This is a genomic window from Martelella sp. FOR1707 (assembly GCF_053484265.1).
This window is the reverse complement of record NZ_JBAKFP010000010.1, coordinates 18,087-35,993: the sequence shown is the minus strand read 5'-3', so window position 1 is coordinate 35,993 and position 17,907 is coordinate 18,087. Positions and strand designations below refer to the sequence as shown.

The 17,907-nt window shown below is 61.6% G+C and carries 20 protein-coding genes and 2 tRNA genes; 12 read left to right on the top strand and 10 right to left on the bottom strand.

Annotated features, from left to right (window positions below; genetic code table 11):
• Nucleotides 1-30 precede the first annotated feature (30 nt).
• Genes V6765_RS22315 through V6765_RS22290 form a run of 6 tightly spaced genes read left to right on the top strand, consistent with a single transcriptional unit; the run spans nt 31 to nt 3,320 of the window.
• Nucleotides 31-492: a hypothetical protein gene (locus tag V6765_RS22315; RefSeq protein ID WP_448432813.1), complete on the top strand. Its 462-nt coding sequence runs from the start codon at nt 31-33 to the stop codon at nt 490-492.
• A 2-nt stretch (nt 493-494) separates the two neighbouring features.
• Nucleotides 495-770, top strand: coding sequence for a hypothetical protein (locus tag V6765_RS22310; RefSeq protein ID WP_448432812.1), 276 nt, complete (start codon nt 495-497; stop codon nt 768-770).
• Nucleotides 771-779: 9 nt separating this feature from the next.
• The gene (locus V6765_RS22305) at nt 780-1,175 is read left to right on the top strand and encodes a hypothetical protein (protein WP_448432811.1); all 396 of its coding nucleotides are present in this window, start codon (nt 780-782) and stop codon (nt 1,173-1,175) included.
• Entirely contained in the window at nt 1,172-1,543 is a 372-nt protein-coding gene (locus tag V6765_RS22300) for a hypothetical protein (RefSeq protein ID WP_448432810.1), read from the top strand. Before V6765_RS22305 ends, V6765_RS22300 begins: the two co-directional genes overlap by 4 nt.
• A gap of 18 nt (nt 1,544-1,561) precedes the next feature.
• Nucleotides 1,562-2,767, top strand: coding sequence for a tyrosine-type recombinase/integrase (locus V6765_RS22295; RefSeq protein WP_448432809.1), 1,206 nt, complete (start codon nt 1,562-1,564; stop codon nt 2,765-2,767).
• Nucleotide 2,768: 1 nt separating this feature from the next.
• Nucleotides 2,769-3,320, top strand: a complete 552-nt coding sequence (locus V6765_RS22290) for a DNA N-6-adenine-methyltransferase (RefSeq protein WP_448432808.1) — start codon at nt 2,769-2,771, stop codon at nt 3,318-3,320.
• Here V6765_RS22290 and V6765_RS22285 read toward each other — a convergent pair.
• The 4 genes from V6765_RS22285 to V6765_RS22270 form a co-directional block, all read right to left on the bottom strand.
• Nucleotides 3,308-3,595, bottom strand: a complete 288-nt coding sequence (locus V6765_RS22285) for a hypothetical protein (RefSeq protein WP_448432807.1) — start codon at nt 3,593-3,595, stop codon at nt 3,308-3,310. The genes V6765_RS22290 and V6765_RS22285 overlap by 13 nt on opposite strands.
• A gap of 401 nt (nt 3,596-3,996) precedes the next feature.
• Nucleotides 3,997-4,071 (bottom strand) — tRNA-Asn (locus V6765_RS22280).
• 161 nt (nt 4,072-4,232) lie between these two features.
• Entirely contained in the window at nt 4,233-4,901 is a 669-nt protein-coding gene (locus tag V6765_RS22275; protein WP_448432806.1) for a hypothetical protein, read from the bottom strand.
• A 42-nt stretch (nt 4,902-4,943) separates the two neighbouring features.
• Nucleotides 4,944-6,863 carry a mechanosensitive ion channel family protein gene (locus V6765_RS22270; RefSeq protein ID WP_448432805.1) on the bottom strand — a complete coding sequence of 640 codons (1,920 nt, stop codon included), beginning with the start codon at nt 6,861-6,863 and terminating at the stop codon, nt 4,944-4,946.
• Between the two features lie 274 nt (nt 6,864-7,137).
• On the opposite strand from V6765_RS22270, the gene V6765_RS22265 reads away from it, so the two are divergent.
• A tRNA-Cys gene (locus V6765_RS22265) sits at nt 7,138-7,211 on the top strand.
• A 363-nt stretch (nt 7,212-7,574) separates the two neighbouring features.
• Here V6765_RS22265 and V6765_RS22260 read toward each other — a convergent pair.
• Nucleotides 7,575-8,402 carry a hypothetical protein gene (locus tag V6765_RS22260; RefSeq protein WP_448432804.1) on the bottom strand — a complete coding sequence of 276 codons (828 nt, stop codon included), beginning with the start codon at nt 8,400-8,402 and terminating at the stop codon, nt 7,575-7,577.
• Between the two features lie 210 nt (nt 8,403-8,612).
• Between V6765_RS22260 and V6765_RS22255 the strand changes: the two genes are divergently transcribed.
• The 3 genes from V6765_RS22255 to V6765_RS22245 all read left to right on the top strand — a co-directional run bounded on the left by V6765_RS22255 (nt 8,613) and on the right by V6765_RS22245 (nt 13,321).
• Entirely contained in the window at nt 8,613-9,281 is a 669-nt protein-coding gene (locus V6765_RS22255; protein WP_448432964.1) for a protein-L-isoaspartate O-methyltransferase family protein, read from the top strand.
• Between the two features lie 145 nt (nt 9,282-9,426).
• Nucleotides 9,427-10,209, top strand: a complete 783-nt coding sequence (locus V6765_RS22250; RefSeq protein ID WP_448432803.1) for a PopZ family protein — start codon at nt 9,427-9,429, stop codon at nt 10,207-10,209.
• A gap of 199 nt (nt 10,210-10,408) precedes the next feature.
• Complete coding sequence (locus V6765_RS22245) at nt 10,409-13,321, top strand: valine--tRNA ligase (protein WP_448432802.1); 2,913 nt, start codon at nt 10,409-10,411, stop codon at nt 13,319-13,321.
• Nucleotides 13,322-13,362: 41 nt separating this feature from the next.
• On the opposite strand, the gene V6765_RS22240 is transcribed toward V6765_RS22245, so the two are convergent.
• Nucleotides 13,363-13,938, bottom strand: coding sequence for an N-acetyltransferase family protein (locus tag V6765_RS22240; RefSeq protein ID WP_448432801.1), 576 nt, complete (start codon nt 13,936-13,938; stop codon nt 13,363-13,365).
• Between the two features lie 100 nt (nt 13,939-14,038).
• On the opposite strand from V6765_RS22240, the gene V6765_RS22235 reads away from it, so the two are divergent.
• Complete coding sequence (locus V6765_RS22235; RefSeq protein ID WP_448432800.1) at nt 14,039-14,647, top strand: TetR/AcrR family transcriptional regulator; 609 nt, start codon at nt 14,039-14,041, stop codon at nt 14,645-14,647.
• 237 nt (nt 14,648-14,884) lie between these two features.
• Entirely contained in the window at nt 14,885-15,415 is a 531-nt protein-coding gene (locus V6765_RS22230; RefSeq protein WP_448432799.1) for a carboxymuconolactone decarboxylase family protein, read from the top strand.
• 76 nt (nt 15,416-15,491) lie between these two features.
• On the opposite strand, the gene V6765_RS22225 is transcribed toward V6765_RS22230, so the two are convergent.
• The 4 genes from V6765_RS22225 to V6765_RS22210 all read right to left on the bottom strand — a co-directional run bounded on the left by V6765_RS22225 (nt 15,492) and on the right by V6765_RS22210 (nt 17,833).
• Complete coding sequence (locus tag V6765_RS22225; protein ID WP_448432798.1) at nt 15,492-15,902, bottom strand: DUF1284 domain-containing protein; 411 nt, start codon at nt 15,900-15,902, stop codon at nt 15,492-15,494.
• The gene (locus tag V6765_RS22220) at nt 15,902-16,486 is read right to left on the bottom strand and encodes a biotin transporter BioY (RefSeq protein ID WP_448432797.1); all 585 of its coding nucleotides are present in this window, start codon (nt 16,484-16,486) and stop codon (nt 15,902-15,904) included. Before V6765_RS22220 ends, V6765_RS22225 begins: the two co-directional genes overlap by 1 nt.
• A gap of 175 nt (nt 16,487-16,661) precedes the next feature.
• On the bottom strand, nt 16,662-17,306 hold the full coding sequence (locus V6765_RS22215; RefSeq protein WP_448432796.1) for a GntR family transcriptional regulator: 645 nt from the start codon (nt 17,304-17,306) through the stop codon (nt 16,662-16,664).
• Between the two features lie 101 nt (nt 17,307-17,407).
• A complete protein-coding gene (locus V6765_RS22210) occupies nt 17,408-17,833 on the bottom strand; it encodes a hypothetical protein (protein WP_448432795.1) in 426 nt (141 codons plus the stop codon).
• Nucleotides 17,834-17,907 lie beyond the last annotated feature (74 nt).

Here is a 17,907-nt window from a genome sequence, read left to right as displayed (position 1 = left end):
CGGCGCGGCCCCTTTTGATGGAGATGAGGCATGAAATCGTCATGGATCACACTATCAGGCGCAGGCTTCGCCGCCATCGCCATCGCGGGCTTCGTCCGCTTGCCGCAGTTCTGGCTCCCGGAGCTGGTCGTGCTTGTCTGCGGCGCGGCCATCTTCGCGATCGGCGCCGTGCTTTGGCTCGATGATTGCTTCGACCTGTTCGACAGCCGCCTGCCGGAAGACGCGGCCCCGCGATGCGAAGCCTGCGACGCGGAGATCATCGATCTCTACGCCTATGACACGCTCAACGGCGTCGTCATGTGTCCCGACTGCGCGCCAACCTGGCAGGATTTCCAGGACAATCCGGAAAGCTTCTATCACTTCCAGAACGGCGAGCCTGTCCACTACACCGCCAAAACCGCCGCCCCCGTCATCGCCGCCCATCTGGCATCCGGCGGCAAGCTCACGGACGCCAAGGTGCCGATGTCCGACATACGAAAAAACAGGAGATGAGCATGCCCAACCAATACGATATCGAATTCGAAGATCAGGGGCAGGACCTGCTCCGCATCAGCTGCAACGCCGAAACCGGCGAGATCACCGACGCCGGCCCCTTCCACCGCTCGTTCTACGTCGACGGAAATCACTTCGTCGACGTCGACCAGCTCACGGACAACCGCCTCGTGCACTTCCGCAGGGGCGACGGCGGAGACAAATATTTCCGCTGGCCGATGATCCGCCTGTCCCTCGATGGCCGCGTGATCGCCGAAGTCGCGCCGGCGCAGAAATAGGGGGCGGATATGCCAGCCCTCAACTTTCAGCGCCGCTTTGCCGAAGATGTCGAATACGGCATCAAGCGCCAGTCCGTCCGCGCCCGGCGCAAGGATGGCCGGCCCCACTGCAAGGTAGGCGACGAGCTGAAGCTCTACACCGGCATGCGAACCAAGGCCTGCCGCCTGCTGGGCAGGGCCACGGTAATCAGGCTCGCGTCCGTGCGCATTGAAGGCACCTGCATGTATCTCGACGGGCGGCCGCTGCTCTCCGCCATCTACGATCGCGACCAGATCGAGGAAACCGACAACGAGTTTGCCCAGGCCGACGGCTTCAAGGGCTTCATGGATATGGCCGACTGGTTTGACGACACCCACGGCCTGCCGTTCGAGGGTGTCGTCATCTATTGGGATCAGCCGCGATGACCAGGCTTTCACAACAACAACGCGACGAACTGATCCGCGCCACCGATCGCGCCCGCCAATACCTGCGGGAGGGCGACCGTATCACCTTCTCCTCTTGTCCCGGCACAAAGCGCTGGGGCGTGTTCGTCGGCTTCTCCGGCGAATGCGTCGTCACCAAGACCCGCGACGACATTTCCGCCCGCAGCATTTCCAAGGTCAACGGCCTTCGCGTGGATTTCACCGACAAGGGCGTTTGCGATGTCTGCGCCAACAACGACATGGGCCAATGGAACGGCGTGATCAATACGCACCGCTGGTCACATCTCGGCTGCAACGGCCTCGGCTGTCCCTACGGTCGCTGCATTGGCGACGAAGACATTCCTTTCTGAGTGTTCAAGGATCCTGTCATGCGTAAAAACACCCCAAAGATAAAATACGTCTCATGGCGCAATGGCCGTCCGCGCTTCACGCCGTCGCCCACGCTGCGCCAGCGCGGCTATCAGCCGCATGATCTGCGCGGCGAGGATGGCGAGTGGATGACCGCCGGCGAGGCGCTGGACTGGTCGCGCGCCTTCGAGCGCGAGGCGCAAGCGCTGAAAGCGGCCGTCGACAAGCGCCGCAACCGCAAGCCGCCCCCGCCGCCGAAGCCCGTCAGCTTCTACACCGTCGCGGATTTGCTGCGCGATTTCGAAATGTCGCTGGCCTTCCGCGATCGCGCGGAGAAAACACAGGCAGACTACAGCCAGAAGATCAGGTCGATCGAGCGCCATCTGCCGGATGCCTGGAAGGCGGAGGCCGAAGCGCTCACCCAGCCGATCTGCTTCGGCATGTATGACGAGCTGCGCGGCAAGACCGGCCTGCCCACCGCCAACGCCGCGATGCGCATCCTCGGCATCGCCTACACCTGGGCCATGTCGCGCGGCAAGCTGCCGGGCATCGCGGTCAACCCTGCCCACAAATTGCAGATGAAGAAGCTGGAGCCGCGCGTGCGGGCAGGCGAGCGCGAGGAGATCGAACACATGATCGCGACGGCAGACAGGATCGGCCGGCCGGAGATCGGCGACATGATCGCGCTCGGCGTCTGGTCCGGCCAGCGCCAGGGCGATCGCCTGGCCTATCAGCTCGCCGGCCGCCGCAACGGCCGCATCATGCTGCGCCAGTCCAAGACAAAGGTGCTGGTCGATATCCGCGAATTCTCCGAGCTGAGAAAGCGTCTCGATGCCGCCCAGGAGCGCCGCAAGCTGGCGGAGGTGGTATCAAGCCACGTCATCCTCGACGAGCGCTCCTGGACCCCATTCAAGCCGGATCACTACCGCCACGTCTACGACGAGGTCCGCCGCCACGCGGTCAAGAACACGCCGGCCCGCCCGGGCCAGCCGGCCATCCCCGGCATGCCGAGCTGCGCCACGCTCCGCGACCAGGACCTGCGCGACACGGCGGTAACCTGGCTGTTCCGCGCCGGCTGCACCGTCGGCGAAATCTGCGCCATCACCGGCCACAGCCTGCAAACCGCAACCCAAATCCTCGAACACTACTTCGCCCGCCACCCCGAACTGGCAGACAACGCGATCGACAAGGTCGAACTCTGGTGGGCCGACAAGAAGGGAGAATGAAATGGCGGGCATGAGTTCTCATCAAAGCAGAGGGCGTGGTGAGAAAGTCTGGCTAACACCGCCGGAACTGATCAAGGCCTTGGGGCCTTTTGACCTCGATCCGTGTTTTTCAGAGCCGCGCCCCTGGGACACCGCCCTACAACACTATGGCCCTGAGGCAGCCGGTGGCCTTGGCGGCCTATTTGCAGAATGGCATGGTTTCGTCTGGTGCAATCCTCCCTATGACCAAGAGTTAGGAAAGTGGCTTTCCCGGTGCGCCGACCACGGCAATGCGCTGGCGCTCATCTTTGCGCGGACAGAGACCGGCGCGTTTCATTCTGAGGTTTGGCAAAGAGCGGATGCAGTGTTCTTCTTTGCGGGCAGAATTGTTTTCCGGCACCCCAACGGAGGTAGAGCTAGATCCGGCGGTGGAGCGCCTTCTTGCTTGGTGATGTACGGAGAAACCGCCGTTCTAAGGGTGCTGGCTGCCGGGTTGCTCGGCCGGTTTGTCTCGCTAACGGATTTGGCAAGAAGACTTGAGGACAAGCGCTGGCTTCAGGTTCAATCAAAATGATCGATCACCCCTGCGACCTTCACGAGGGTTTCACGCTCGCCTACTGCACCGCCTGCGGCGGCACGGAAGCCCACGACGATTTCGCCTGCACCGATTGGGCGCGTCGCCTGACCGATCAGGCCATGGCCGAACACGTCGCCGCCTTCCTGCGCGAAATGCGCGCCATTCTCCCCGAAGTCGAAATCACCGCCGAACACGTCGCGAAAAAGTTCGAAATAGGTATAGACGAAGCCGCAGCGATCATGCAGAAAGTCGTGTGACAAAGCCTGAAGCATTAACGCCGATCACCGCAAAATGTCACAAATGACTATCCGCGTAAGCTACTGAAATAAAACAAAGTTAATATTACTCTTAATCAGCGGGTCGTAGGTTCGAGACCTACATCACCCACCATTTCTTTCTACGACATGGATATTCTTCGTTTCCTGAGAACTGCTCCCCTTGGCGAATCTCAGAAGCGTTTTCCAGTTCACCTGCTGCGGATAGCCGGTGAGCGTGACGACGATATCTCTTCGGCACTAACGGTTTCGTCTGCAAAGAGGCGCGGTATGTCAGGTCACGCCGATGCGCTGCCGCTTCATCAACCTGCTCGTGAATGAGAAACCGAGCGCGAAGGCAGGGCAAATAGGCCAGGGCTTGTCAAAGCCCTGAGGCTACCGATCAATTTTGGAAGAAATGGCTCCCCGGGTCGGATTCGAACCGACGACCTATCGATTAACAGTCGAGTGCTCTACCGCTGAGCTACCAGGGAACAATCGCGCCGTCTGAGGCGCTGCGGTGTGAGCGGGTTAATACAAATGGTGAGGCGATTTGCCAAGCCCTTTTCGACAAAAAAAGCAAAGAAGTTTTTCACCCTCGCGCGTTCCGTTTCGCTCGGTCGGGATGCGGACCCGATCGGGCCGCCGAGAGAGGTCAGGACTGCGCCTCGACGCCGTCTGGTTTGTTACGACCATCGCCACGCTCGGATTGGTGCAGATCGCGCATCAGTCTTTCGATACGGCGGCGCTGGCGCTGGCTGCGCAACTGCGATGCGGCGTAGCGGCGCGGAGACACGACCAACCCGTCGCGTTCGCCGACAATATCGAAAACCCGTTCGGCTGCGACCGGCCGGTCTTCCGAGGTATAGGTCGCCACGATGGTGATATTGATGTTTTCAATGGTCTCGAACCGATCGAAATCCGGCGGCGACATCTTGGCGATCAATGCACGGAACGTGCCGAGGTCGAGATGCTCGGCCGCCGCCAGCGGACCCTGAAACAATTTGGCGCGCGGATCGGATGCATTGTTCTCATCGAAGGTGAGGTTGCTGAGCGAGTAGCTGAAGTGCTCGCTGTCAGTCCCGTTCTTCACGGTGAGATCGAGCAGGACAGCGTCGATGAAGAGCGCCTTCGCGCTCATATTGGCAACCAGGCAATGGCCGTCGAGGGTCGGGCTCCCGCCGCGATTGATCAGGATCTTGGCGCGCCGTCCCTCACGGAATCCGCTGAAAATCAATTGCAGATAAATCGCCCAGATAAAAAGCGTGGCCACGCTGGCAACCGCGCTGATCGCGCCTGCGTTTTCTTTGACCCAGCCCCACATTTCAACCTCCGCGGCTTGTCGGGGCCATTCGCCTTTCTAAAGCTAGGTCCCGTCGTCGTCCTTCGGCGTCTCGCCGGCGTTCTCTTGTGTCGCAACGTCTGCGATCGGCTTGGGTTCCTTGTAATCGCCCTTTGCAAGATAGACGGTGGAGGTGGGATAGGCGAAACCGGAACCGTGGCGTTCAACGATGTCGCGAACCGAAAGCAGCAATTGCTCCTGCACCTCCAAGAAGACGTTGATGTCGGAAGCCGAGATATTGGCGTAGATGTCGATCAGCACGGCCGAATCGCCATATTCCACGAGCCGGACGCGCCTTGGTGATTCGAGCACGCTTTCATGGGATGCCAGTAGCGCGCGGATATCCTCCATGATCTTGTGCAGCGTGTCGGCGCCGGTTTCGTATCGAAGGCCGATCTTGTGGCGGAACAGGAAGACGTCGCGGCGGCTGTAATTGGTGATCTTGCGTTTCACCAGATCGGCATTGGCGACGATGATGAGGGTGCGGTCGAGTGCGCGAATGCGGGTCGAACGGATGCCGATTTCCTCCACCGTGCCGGCGGTATCGTCGAACTGGAAGAAGTCGCCGACCCGCACGATACGGTCCGCGTAAAGCAGCACGCCGCTGATGAAGTTTTCGAGCGTCGGCTGGGCGGCCAGCGCAATCGCCAGACCGCCGACGCCGAGACCGGCGACGACGCCGTAAATCGGAATGCCGATCTGGGTGGCGCCATAGCCAAGCACGATGATCGCCACGATGAAGGACATCACCTGGAAGCCGGTGCGCAGCAGGCTGGCATCCAGCGAGGCATTGCTGACGGCGGGATTGCGGATGGTCCACATATAGAGCGTCTGCAGAAGCTGATAGGTGAACCAGGCCGTGGCCGTCCAGATGAGCGCGCTCAAGGCGCTGGTGGTGACATAGAGCAGGTCGCCGGTGATGTTGATCTGCTCCTCGATCAGGAAGCGAATGAAGTTGGCCGCAGCGATGATCAGCAGGGGAGTGACGACACGGCGCATCTGCCGTCTGGCGGGATCCAGCGGCACGGCGCGTCGCGCATTCCAGCGGCTGAACCAGACCAGCGCGACCACCGAAACGACGGTGATGAGCGCCAAGCCCAACCATTGCCAATAGGCCTGGTTGCCGAATTCATAGCGCAGCCAGTATGGGCCATCGAGAATGAACTCATACCAGCGCGGCGCGACCAGATTGCCCGGCGTGTAGATGTAATACTCGTAGAGGTCTTCGCCAAGGTCGGCGATCATCGGCAGGGCCTTGACCTCGTCGTAATCATCATCGATCTGGTTGATGGTGCTCTGGGTGAAAAGATATTCGCCCTCCCGCGGGCCGTCCCTTTGCCGTTCGATGGTCAGGCTGGTGCCGGGGATGATCCATTTTGCCGGCAGCGCTTCTGCGTCCGCATCCGAGAGCGCGAACGCGCCAGCTGCATGCCCGGGTATATCCTCCACCGGCGGCAAATAGGTCCGGTCGAATATCTCCTGGAGCTGCAACACCGTCTCGATGCTTGCGCGCTGACGCGACGCGGCCGGTATCGCGGAGAGATCGAATGTCTGCGCCGCCTTTTCTAGGAGCGACTGCACCAGCACGAGCTGCTCGCGCTGGGCCTCGGTCATGAAGAAGGTATCGCCGTCAAAATAGCTGTCGCGCACCTCAAGCCAGAGTTCGCTGGCGGTCTGCATGATCACCAGAAAGCTTTCCAGCGTCGCGCGCGGGCTGCGGGTGTCGGGCGGCGAGATGGGGTTTGTCACCAGACGCTCGTAACGCGCCTTGAGGCCCGCGTTTCCCCGGCCATCCTCGAAGATTTCCTGAACCAGCTCGGTGGAGGTTTTTTCGTCGTCGGGCACTTGTGCGGCGGCGGGCGAGAGCTGAAGACATGCCGCCGTCAAAAGGGCGAAAACGCACCACGCCGCAAAAAATCTGGCGGAATTGAAGATGGTCGGCATTGGTCCCCTCCGTTGCGATGCGCCGGCATTTCGACCCTGAAACCGGACTTCGTGACACTAACCGATTCGCGCGGCCTTTTGAGCCTGCGGCGCCGCTTTTTGCCGGCTTTGGCGGCAACAGGGTGCCTGGCAGAGCCGGCGATCATCTGTCCCGATGCGCCAACGAGCATTCGGGGCCCCTTCGTGAAATAAAATGAGGTGGCGCCGGGCAGCGCTATTGCAAATCAAAATAAATCATTCTAAATCCGCGCCAACCCTTCGATCGACAAAGTTTGGCCTCGTGGCGGAGTGGTTACGCAGAGGACTGCAAATCCTTGCACGCCGGTTCGATTCCGGCCGAGGCCTCCACTCCCTTTTTTGACGAAAATTCAGCGCCGTCCTGACAGCATCGCCAGATGCCTGTGCGATCGTGTCGTGATTTTCATGACCATAGATGTCGCCGGACACATGGTATCGCTACCATTCTTTTGTTTGAATAACTTGCTTCCCGATTGTTCAAGCGTTTTTCGAGCCCGAATATCTTCTTTGTTATCGAAGTATGGGAGGTGAAGAGCCTCGGTTTTTTCATCTAAAAATTAGTATCTCTTGTTCTGGTCGCCTAGGAGATTCTTCGCCGCTGAGGAACTTTTTTGTTCAAGGTCCCGTTTAAAATTTACGCGGATCGAACAGACGAGCCGCAAACATAAGGTTGTTTGAACAGGGGGAGTCCTTCTAAAGCGAGGGCTCCAGAAGGAGGACGACATGTTTGCCTGTCGCAGTAAATCTACACTTCTGGCGAGTGCTTTTTTCGCAGGGTCGCTCGCCTTTACATTTTATGGTGCGAACCCTGCCAATGCACAGTCTCTGAATATCGGTGGCGAGAACGGGATAAGCGTCGGGGTCAACACCGACACTGATCCCTCCGGCGGCATCGGCGCAGGCGTTGACGCAAGCGTCGGCGGCTCGGATGGCGTGAATGCCGGCGCGGCAGCCGGCGTCGGCGGCGGTCAGGCTGCAAGCGTCGATGCCGGTGCGAGCGTTGGCGGTTCCGGTGGTGTTGACGCCGGCGCGTCGGCCGATGTCGGCGGCGGACAGGCGGCGAGCGCCGATGTCGGCGCAAGCGTTGGAGGCTCCAGCGGCCTGAATGCCGATGCATCCGCCGATGTTGGCGGCAGCAGCGGGATAGGGGCTTCGGCCTCCGCGATAATCGGCGGCGATAGCGGCGCGAATGCTGATGTCGATGTCGGCATTGGCGGCGATGATGGCACCGGCGCTGACGTTGATATTGGCCTCGGCGGCAGCGGAGGCGGCAATACTGGCGGTAACAACGGCGGCGGCGGGAATGCCGGTGGCGGCAATAACGGCGGCGGTACTGCCGGCGGCGATGGCTCGGGCGGCGGTACGATGCCTGACAATCGCGAGGACCAGCGTCTCGTCATCGCCTTCGACGATCTGAGCAGCGGCGAGCAGCAGAACGTGCGAAAACAGTGCCAGGCCGTGATGCGCACGCCGGATAGTTATGAAGTCGGCCTGCAGCGGCTCTGCATTCTGGTCAACCAATATCGTTGATCATCAAATGCCAGTGGGGCCGGCGCGCGCGCCGGTCTCTTCGTCATGTCCCGGGTGAGCAGGCGCGGCCTTGTGCGCCTTCTTCTTTTAGGCTTTTTCGCAAAACTCCCGTCTTGCATGGAGGCGACAGCGCATCTATGAACACAGTATGAGCGTCGGGACGGCGCTGAACGCTGATTGTTTGCGAGGTTGTTGGCCATGATGAATTTCGAAACGGCGCGCAGGAAGATGGTGGAAAACCAGATCCGGCCGACCGATGTGACAGCCTATCCTGTGCTCGAGGCCTTTCTTGCCGTGCCGCGGGAGGCGTTCCTGCCGCCGCAATCCAGGTCGCTCGCCTATATCGACGAGGACATTCAGGTAAAGCCCGCCAATGAAGCCGGCCCCGCCCGCTACATGATGGAGCCGTCGCCGCTTGCCAAGCTGGTTCAGCTTCTGGAGCTTTCCAAGAAGGATGTGGTGCTGGTAGTCGGTGCGGGCGACGGCTATGCCGCCGCGATTCTTTCGCTGCTCGCCCAGTCGGTCGTCGGCATCGACAGCGATGAGGAACTGGTTGAAAGCGCGAGCGCGAAATTCCTGGAACTCGGCTATGACAATGCGGTCGTGGTCAGCGGCGTCCTGCCCGAGGGCTATCCTTCCGAGGCGCCTTATGACGCGATCTTCCTCAACGGCGCCGTCGAGGTCGTTCCGGAGGCGCTGCTGAACCAGTTGCGCGATGGCGGCCGGCTCGTCTGCGTCGAGGGTACAGGTTATTCCGCCCGGGCAACCCTCTATCATCGCGATGGCGATGTGTTTTCGTCGCTCTCCTCCTTCAATGCCGCCGTCAAGCCGCTTCCCGGTTTCGCGCGAGCGAAGGCCTTCGAATTCTAGAGATTTGTAAGTTCTACCGGACGTGTCCCTAAAATCCTGTGTATAGCACTGAAAATATGACGGTTTCGGTCTTCATGCGGCTGGAGCTGGCGTATCGTTGTCGATGATTCGACGCTAGGGACATCAACGCGCGGGAAGGTTTGTAATGGCGCAGCCGAAATTGCAGCAAGAGCCCTCGATGGAAGAAATTCTCGCTTCGATTCGCCGTATCATCGACAGCGGCGACGATGTCGGGCGTTCTCCGCGCGCTGCGCGTGACAATGCTGCCGCGCCAAGGGAAGAGAGCTACCGCGCGCCCGATGCCTATCGCCAGAGCGGTCATGACGCGGGCGATGCATCCCCGGCCGCGCAGGATCCCGAGCCTTTTGGCGACAATTCCTTCGTCTCGCGCCGTCCGGCCTTCACCTTTGATGATGATTCCCAGTCGTTGAACGAGACGGAAGCGACGCAGGGTGAAGAAGCCGAACAACCGTTCGAGGTAAACCAGGAGCCGGTGACGCATCAGGCGTCCGAACCGCAGGTGCGGCAGGCGCCAGAACCGCAGCAATCGGCAGCGCCCCGGCCGCATCCGCTGGAACGCGATGCGGTCTATCCGGGCACGATCGGCGAGGTTGCGCGTCAGGTGCGGGAGGCGACCGGTGGGGCCCATGAGCCCCAGAGCGCCGCGCACGCAGACGAGGCCGACCATTCGCCGCGCATGGAGGAGCGCCAGGAGCATCTTCTTTCCTCCGATTCCGAACAGCGGATCGGAAATGCCCTGCATGCGCTTTCCGACGCGCTTGATCGCGAGGGCGCGCGCAAGATCGAGGAAATCGTGATTTCGGAACTGCGTCCGCTGCTCCGGGACTGGATCGAGGAGCACATGCCCTCGATCGTTGAGGAAATGGTCGGCAAGGAAATCGAGCGGATGCGCAACGCAAAGCGCTGAGAACAGGCATGTCCAACCTGTCCAGGCCGTCCCTTCCGGGGCGGCTTTGTTGTTGACAGGCCTGAAGCCAAGCGCTTAACAACGACAGGCCGCGAAGGGCCGCCGCGAAAGCCGCGGCAACCCGCCGCCGTTTAATCCGGACGCAGGCGCGCTATATGTGTTTCGCCCGGTTTTGGTATCAGCAGGAATTGGCGAAGACATGCTTGAGAAGACGTATGACGCGAAAAGCGTCGAACCCAGGATTGCCACCCGGTGGGAACAGGCCGATGCCTTCCGCGCCGGAGCCAACGCAAAGCCGGGCAGGGAGAGCTTCTCGATCGTGATCCCGCCGCCGAACGTGACCGGCTCGCTGCATATGGGTCACGCGCTCAACAACACGCTGCAGGACATCATGGTCCGCTTCGAGCGGATGCGCGGCAAGGACACGCTGTGGCAGCCCGGCATGGACCATGCCGGCATCGCCACCCAGATGGTCGTCGAGCGCCAGCTCATGGAACGCCAGCTCCCCGGCCGCCGCGAGATGGGCCGCGACGCTTTCGTCGACAAGGTCTGGGAGTGGAAGGAAGAGTCCGGCGGCCAGATCATCAACCAGCTCAAGCGCCTCGGCGCCTCCTGCGACTGGTCACGCGAACGCTTCACCATGGATGAAGGGCTGTCCGAGGCCGTGCGCGAGGTGTTCGTCTCGCTCTACAAGCACGGCCTGATCTATCGCGGCAAGCGGCTGGTCAACTGGGATCCGGAATTCGAAACCGCGATTTCCGATCTCGAGGTCGAGAACCGCGAAGTCGACGGCCATATGTGGCATTTCAAATATCCGCTGGCCGGCGGCGAGACCTATACCTATGTCGAGAAGGACGCGGACGGCAACGTCATCCTGGAGGAGGAGCGCGATTACATCTCGATCGCGACCACGCGCCCGGAAACCATGCTCGGCGATGGCGCTGTCGCGGTTCATCCATCGGATGAGCGGTATGCGCCAATCGTCGGAAAATTTTGCGAAATTCCGGTTGGTCCGAAAGAGCATCGCCGTCTGATCCCGATCATCACCGACGAATATCCGGACAAGGATTTCGGCTCCGGCGCGGTCAAGATCACCGGCGCGCATGATTTCAACGACTATCAGGTCGCCCGCCGCAACCACATTCCGCTTTACCGGCTGATGGACACCAAGGCGGCGCTGCGCGACGATGGCGAGCCCTATGCCGTCTGCGCCGAGCAGGCGATGAAGATCGCGAAATCCGGCGAGCTGCCGACCGAAGCCGAGGTCGACGACATCAACCTCGTGCCCGATGAATATCGCGGCCTCGACCGCTATGCCGCCCGCAAGCGCATCGTCGAAGCGATCAATGCCGAGGGTCTTGCCGTCACCGTGAAGGACGAGGAGGGCAATGACATCCCCTTCGTCGAGAACAAGAAGATCATGCAGCCCTTTGGCGACCGCTCGGGCGTCGTCATCGAGCCGATGCTGACCGACCAATGGTTTGCCGACGCCAAGGAACTTGCCAAGCCGGCGATCGAGTCGGTGCGCGAGGGCCGCACCAATTTCGTGCCGAAGAACTGGGAAAAGACCTATTTCGACTGGATGGAGAACATCGAGCCGTGGTGCATCTCGCGCCAGCTCTGGTGGGGCCACCAGATCCCGGCCTGGTACGGACCGGACGGACAGGTCTTCGTCGAGAAGACCGAGGAAGAGGCGCTCGACGCCGCGATCCAGCATTACATCGCCCATGAGGGGCCGTGGAAGGCCTGGGTGGAGGAGCAGCTCGAAAACTACGAGCCGGGCAATATCCTGACCCGTGACGAGGACGTGCTCGATACCTGGTTCTCCTCCGCGCTCTGGCCGTTCTCGACGCTCGGCTGGCCCGAGGAAACGGACGAGCTGGCCCGCTATTATCCGACCAGCGTTCTCGTCACCGGTTTCGACATCATCTTCTTCTGGGTTGCCCGCATGATGATGGCCGGGCTCCACTTCATGAAGGATGAGGACGGCAAGCCGGTCGAACCCTTCCACACTGTTTATGTCCATGCCCTGGTGCGCGACAAGAACGGTCAGAAGATGTCGAAGTCGAAGGGCAACGTCATCGATCCGCTCAACCTGATCGAGGAATACGGCGCCGACGCGCTGCGGTTCACGCTGGCGATCATGGCCGCGCAGGGCAGGGACGTGAAGCTCGACGAGAGCCGCATCGCCGGCTACCGCAATTTCGGCACCAAGCTCTGGAACGCCACGCGCTTTGCCGAGATGAACGGCATGAAGCTCGACGGTTCGTTCCGCCCCTCCGGCGCGACCCAGACCATCAATCGCTGGATCCTGACCGAGCTTTCGAAGACCACCGAGGACGTGACCACGGCGATCGAGAGCTTCCGCTTCAACGAGGCGGCCGATGCGCTCTACCGTTTCGTCTGGCACGAGCTCTGCGACTGGTATCTGGAACTCCTGAAGCCGGTGTTCATGGGCGAGGACGAGGCCGCGAAAGCCGAGGCGCAGCATTGCGTTGCCTATGTTCTGGTCGAGACCTACAAGCTCCTGCACCCGTTCATGCCGTTCATGACCGAAGAGTTGTGGAACCATATCGGCGGCGAGGGGCTCTGCTGCCACGCCGACTGGCACGAGCCGGGCTTCCGGGATGAAGAGGCGGCCGACGAGATTAACTGGCTTGTCGATCTGATCTCCGGCATCCGTTCTGCGCGGGCGGAAGTGAATGTGCCGCCGGCGGCGAAGGCGCCGCTGATCCTTGTTGGCGCCAATTCAACGACCCGCGAACGCACCGCCCGCCATTATCCGGCGCTGGAGCGGCTCGCCCGCATCGATTCGCTTGATTTCGAGAAGGATGCGCCCAAGGGCTCGGCCCAGGTCATCATCGGCGAGGCGACAGCCTGCATTCCGCTTGGCAGCCTTATCGATGTGGCGGCTGAAACCGCGCGCCTGACAAAGGCGATCGGCAAGGTCGACGCGGATATCGAGCGCAGCCAGAAGAAGCTCAGCAACGAGAAATTCGTCGCCAATGCCGATCCGGAAGTGGTGGCCACGGAGCGGGAGCGCTTTGAGGAACTGAAGCAGCAGCGCGAGCAGCTTGCCGTGGCGCTCTCGCGGGTGACCGAAGCCGGGTGAGGGCTTTCGGCAAACGGCGCGCGGTGACCGCGCGCCGTATCTCAGCGCAACATCAGGACCCAGTTCTTACCGTCGCATGCCCAGCCGTCGGCCTTGACGATTGGCCGGGAGGCGGCCGGCGCGAAGCCGTGGGCCTCGTATAGCCGCATCGCATTTTCGTTGGCGTCTGACACGATGATGCTCATCGACCGGTTCCCCGCAAGCGCAATCGCCTGTTCGAGAAGCCGCGAGCCAAAGCCGCGCTTGCGGTATCCGGCCTCGGTGGCCAGAACGTTGACGTAGAGGCTGCCAGGCGCAAGGCTTTCCAGCTCCTCCAGCGGGAGGAAGACCGGCGGCGTGTTGGCCGGGTCAACGGGTTCCGGCGCGTCGCTGATCGGATAGGTGATCAGCAAGGCCCGGGCGCTGCCATCGGCCTCGATGACATGGGCGTTGGTCCATGAAAACCCGCCCTCATCCCGCATGGCGCGGGCGCGCCCGGTGGCGAAGGGGTCGGCATCCGGGGCTATCATTTTCCAGAAATAGACGGGCAGGCCTTCGCCGGCGATGTTGATAAGCGACGCCATGGCTGCGGCATCATCCGGCCGGGCCGGCCGGAGCGTATCGGTTGCGGTCAACATGATCATTCCTTCTGTCTCGGTGTTTCCGGCAGTCTTGTGACGGAACGATCCCGCGTTTAGAAGTGTACTTGTGGTACAGTGAAGAGCTGGCGGGGAATGCATGGCGAAGGCAACAGACATGCGGTCGCGGCTGATGGACATCGCCGAAGCGGCGGTCCTGGCCAAGGGGTTCGGTGCGACCTCCATCGAGGAACTGATCACCGAGGCCGGGATTACCAAGGGCGGCTTCTTCTATCATTTTCCCGACAAGAATGCGCTCGCCCGCGCCCTTCTTGTGCGCTATCTCGAACGCGAAGAAGACCTGTTGGACGGCATATTCGGCCGCGCGCGGGAATTGCATGAAGACCCGCTGCACGCCTTCCTGATCGGGCTGAAACTGCTCGCCGAACTGATGGACGACCTGCCCAACGGCCACCCCGGCTGCCTTGTCGCCACCTATTGCTACAATGAGAGACTGTTCGACCGCGATGTCCGCGACCTTTACACCGAGGCGCTGCTCACCTGGCGTGCCCGGTTTCGCGCCTATCTGGAGGAGATCGCGGAACGTCATCCGCCGCGCGAGCCCGTCGACCTCGATGCGCTTGCCGACATGGTCAACAACACGGTGGAGGGCGGCATCATCATGTCGAAGGCGCTCCGCGACCCTTCAGTGCTCGGCAAGCAGGTGTTGCAGCTCAGAACCTATATCAAGCTTCTTTTCGAGGCTTGAGACTGTACCGACGGTCAAGTGGGCGGAGTTCTGCCGGTGCGCATTCCCGTCCTGTGTTTGAGGTACCGTCGTCCACCTATCTGATATTAAATAGTAATTTCATTTCTTCTTCGTCCGAACCACGGGTTCACTAGGTTGGCGAGGCGAAATCGGGGACAAACCGAGCCAACGTCGCATCGCGGCGTCGCCCCCGCAGGTTTGCCTGGGGCTACCCGAAACCAGTTCAGGAATGAGACTATGAAAAACTACCTTTTGTCCGCCCTTGCGGCGGGCGTCGTGATGATCGCTGCCTCTTCGGCGTCAGCCGAACGGGTCCGGGGCCCGGCCGATGCCGAAGTCCTTGTCGCCAGCGCCGAGTCGGCCACGGACGTGCAGGTCGCAGATGGTGCGAGCGCGGCGGGCGCGCCCGATGTCGAAGCCGTCTATGACGAGATTCTCAAAACCTACGGCGTGGTGCCGACCTTCATGAAGGTCTATCCCAAGCACGGCATTGCCGCGGCCTGGGCGCTGACGCGGGATATCGAGGTCAACGAAAACACCGCGCTTTCGGCGAAAACCAAGTCGCTGATCAATATCGCGGTGGCGGCCCAGATCCCGTGCCGTTACTGCGTCTGGGTCGACAGCGTTGCGGCAAAGCAGCTCGGCGCGAGCCAGCAGGAAATTGCCGAGGCGGTCGCGCAGGCGGCGCTTACCCGGCACTGGTCGACGGTGCTGAACGGCATGCAGATCGACTTCGAGGAGTTCAAGGCCGAATTCGGCGGCGAGTAATCCCCGCTGGACACAATGAGAGAGGCGGGGCCACAGGCTCCGCCTCTCAAAAAGGCAGCTCGTCTCAGGCTGTCGGTCAAAGCCGCGTGCCGACAAAGCCATCGCCGGCAATATCGGTGCAAAGCGCCTGCCATTCGCAGCCGCGACAGGCCGATCGGATATCGCCGCGTGCGAATGCCTGCCTCAGAGCTTCGATATCGTGTTTCTCAAGGACAATGGGATCGGACAGCCCGTTGCCGAACCGTCGCTCGACCGCTGCGGCAGCCCTCTTGTCGCGCGCGGTCACGCTTTCGCGGTGGCAATGCGGATCGGGTTCCGAAAGCAGCGGGGCGCAGATATCGTCCGGGCCCGAGACGATTTCGATCGGCTCGCCGCCCGCAATCCGTTCTACAACCACCGTCATGTTGGCCGTGAAGGCGGGGCTGTAGCCCTTGCCCGCATAGGTGAGCATGCAGAGCAGATGGTGCGGGCGCAGCCTCACCGTCATCAGCCGGCGCGCTTCGGCCCGCGGACAAGCGCCTTCAGCAGGCCGGCGGCGAGCGCCGATTTCAGCACGGCGCCGATCAGGAAGGGCAGGACGCCCGCCGTGAACGCGGCGCCGACGCCGATCATCAGCGAAAGCCAGGCAGCGCCGAGCAGCAGGCAGAGCGCATTGCCGGCAAGCATGGCGAGGAAGGCGAGGCCGACGCGATGGCCGTTCCAGCCGCGCTCGGCCAGAAAGCCCGCGACCATGCCGGCGATCGGGAAGGCGAACAGATAGCCGCCGGTTGGACCCATGAAGTGGGCAAAGCCCGCAGCGCCGCCAGCCAGAACCGGCAGGCCGAGAGCGCCCTCGATTAGCCATGCGACGATGGTGAGCCCGCCGAGCCGCCAGCCGTAAAGCGCGCCGACCAGCGTGACCGCGAAGGTCTGCATCGTCACCGGAACCGGAACCATCGGCACTTCGATATAGGAGGACAACGCTAGGAATAGGCTTCCCAGAAACACCGCCGCCGCCTTCCAGGCGAGGCTGCGGTCTTGCGGGGCGAGCGGGCTGAAAACGGGCAGGAGGGCGGGATTGGATAGTCGCATGGGATGTTCCTTTTAAATTATAGATAATTTGTAGAATCTATCTCTAAAGGAATCCACATAACGTCGCACAAGGCAAGCCCCGCGCTTTTCTGAAGCGCGGCTGCTGTGGAAAGCGGCGAAGATCGGGGAGTGATCCAGGGCGCCGGACCCTTGATGTGACAAAGCGCGTAGGGCTTCAACCGGGGGTACGGGTGACCTGCATTCTGGCGGGCTTCTGCCCGATCCACTGCACGTGGCGGCCGAGCAGAAGGGCTGCAGCTTCTATATCGCCGCGGCGCAATGCCAAGAGGATGGCGCGATGGTCGCGATCGGTTGGCGTGTCCCATTCCGCGCGCCAGCCGGAAAACAGGAAGCGCGCACTTGCTGTGTGAAGGTCATCGATGCTGCGCATCAGCCGTGGCATGCCGCAGGGAGCGAGGATCAGCCGGTGGAAGCGGCGGTTCGCCTCTTCCCAGGCATGCACATCGCGGGCCTGATCGCCGGCGCGGGTGGCGTCCTCGGCTTCATCGAGAATGGCGCTGGTGAGGTGAGGCGCGGCATTGCGGAGCGCCAGCACTTCGAGCGCCGAGCGCATCTCGGCGATCTCGCGCACCTCCTCCATGCTGAAGCCGGCCACGCGCACGCCCCGGCGCGGCTGACTTTCCACCAGCCCCTGCGCCTCAAGCCGGCGAAACGCCTCGCGCACCGGCACGTGGCTTGCGCCGAACTCCTCGGCGATATGATCCTGCCTGAGCGGCGCGCCGGCCGCGATCTCGCCGGAGACGATGCGCTCCGCCAAGGCGCGGCTGATGCGAGCGGTGATGGGTTCGGACTTGGTCATGGAATTATAGATAATCCGGGCAGGGCAGAAGGTCGATAGGGCGGAATGCAAGAAATCCGGCGGCGTCCATTATAAGTGCCGCTCTGGCTGGAAACGTTCGGTCAGGCCGTCATTTGTTCTGCGGCGATCGGGAAGGGCAGTGCGTGTTCCCACCAGAGATAGCCGAAAATCGGCGTGCGATACATTCTCATCTGGTCCCCGTGCCCCATCTCGTCGATATGAGGAACTTGCGAGGACAGGAACCGGAAGGGAGTCGATGAGGATCCGATATCGGCCGGCAGTTCAAGCCAGTGGATCGTCCCGTTCGCGGCTGCCAGAGTCTTGTGTCTGTCATAGAGGACGTAAACGACATCGCCGTAATAGCGGGCATTGCAGGCTGACGCCAAAAGGCCAGCAGAAGCCGCGAAGTTTAGCCCGGTCAGCCATAACAGAAGCTCGCTCGGGATATGGACAAGTGTCGATAAGGCCGGCAGCGCAAAGAGCCCGAACCCGAAGCAGCGCAAGAAAAAGAATACGACGATTCTCATGCGTCGCGGTCCTGTTTGTTCCAGGACCGAGTGTAAGTCCACACGACAGGGTTGCGCAAGGATGGTCGGGTCGG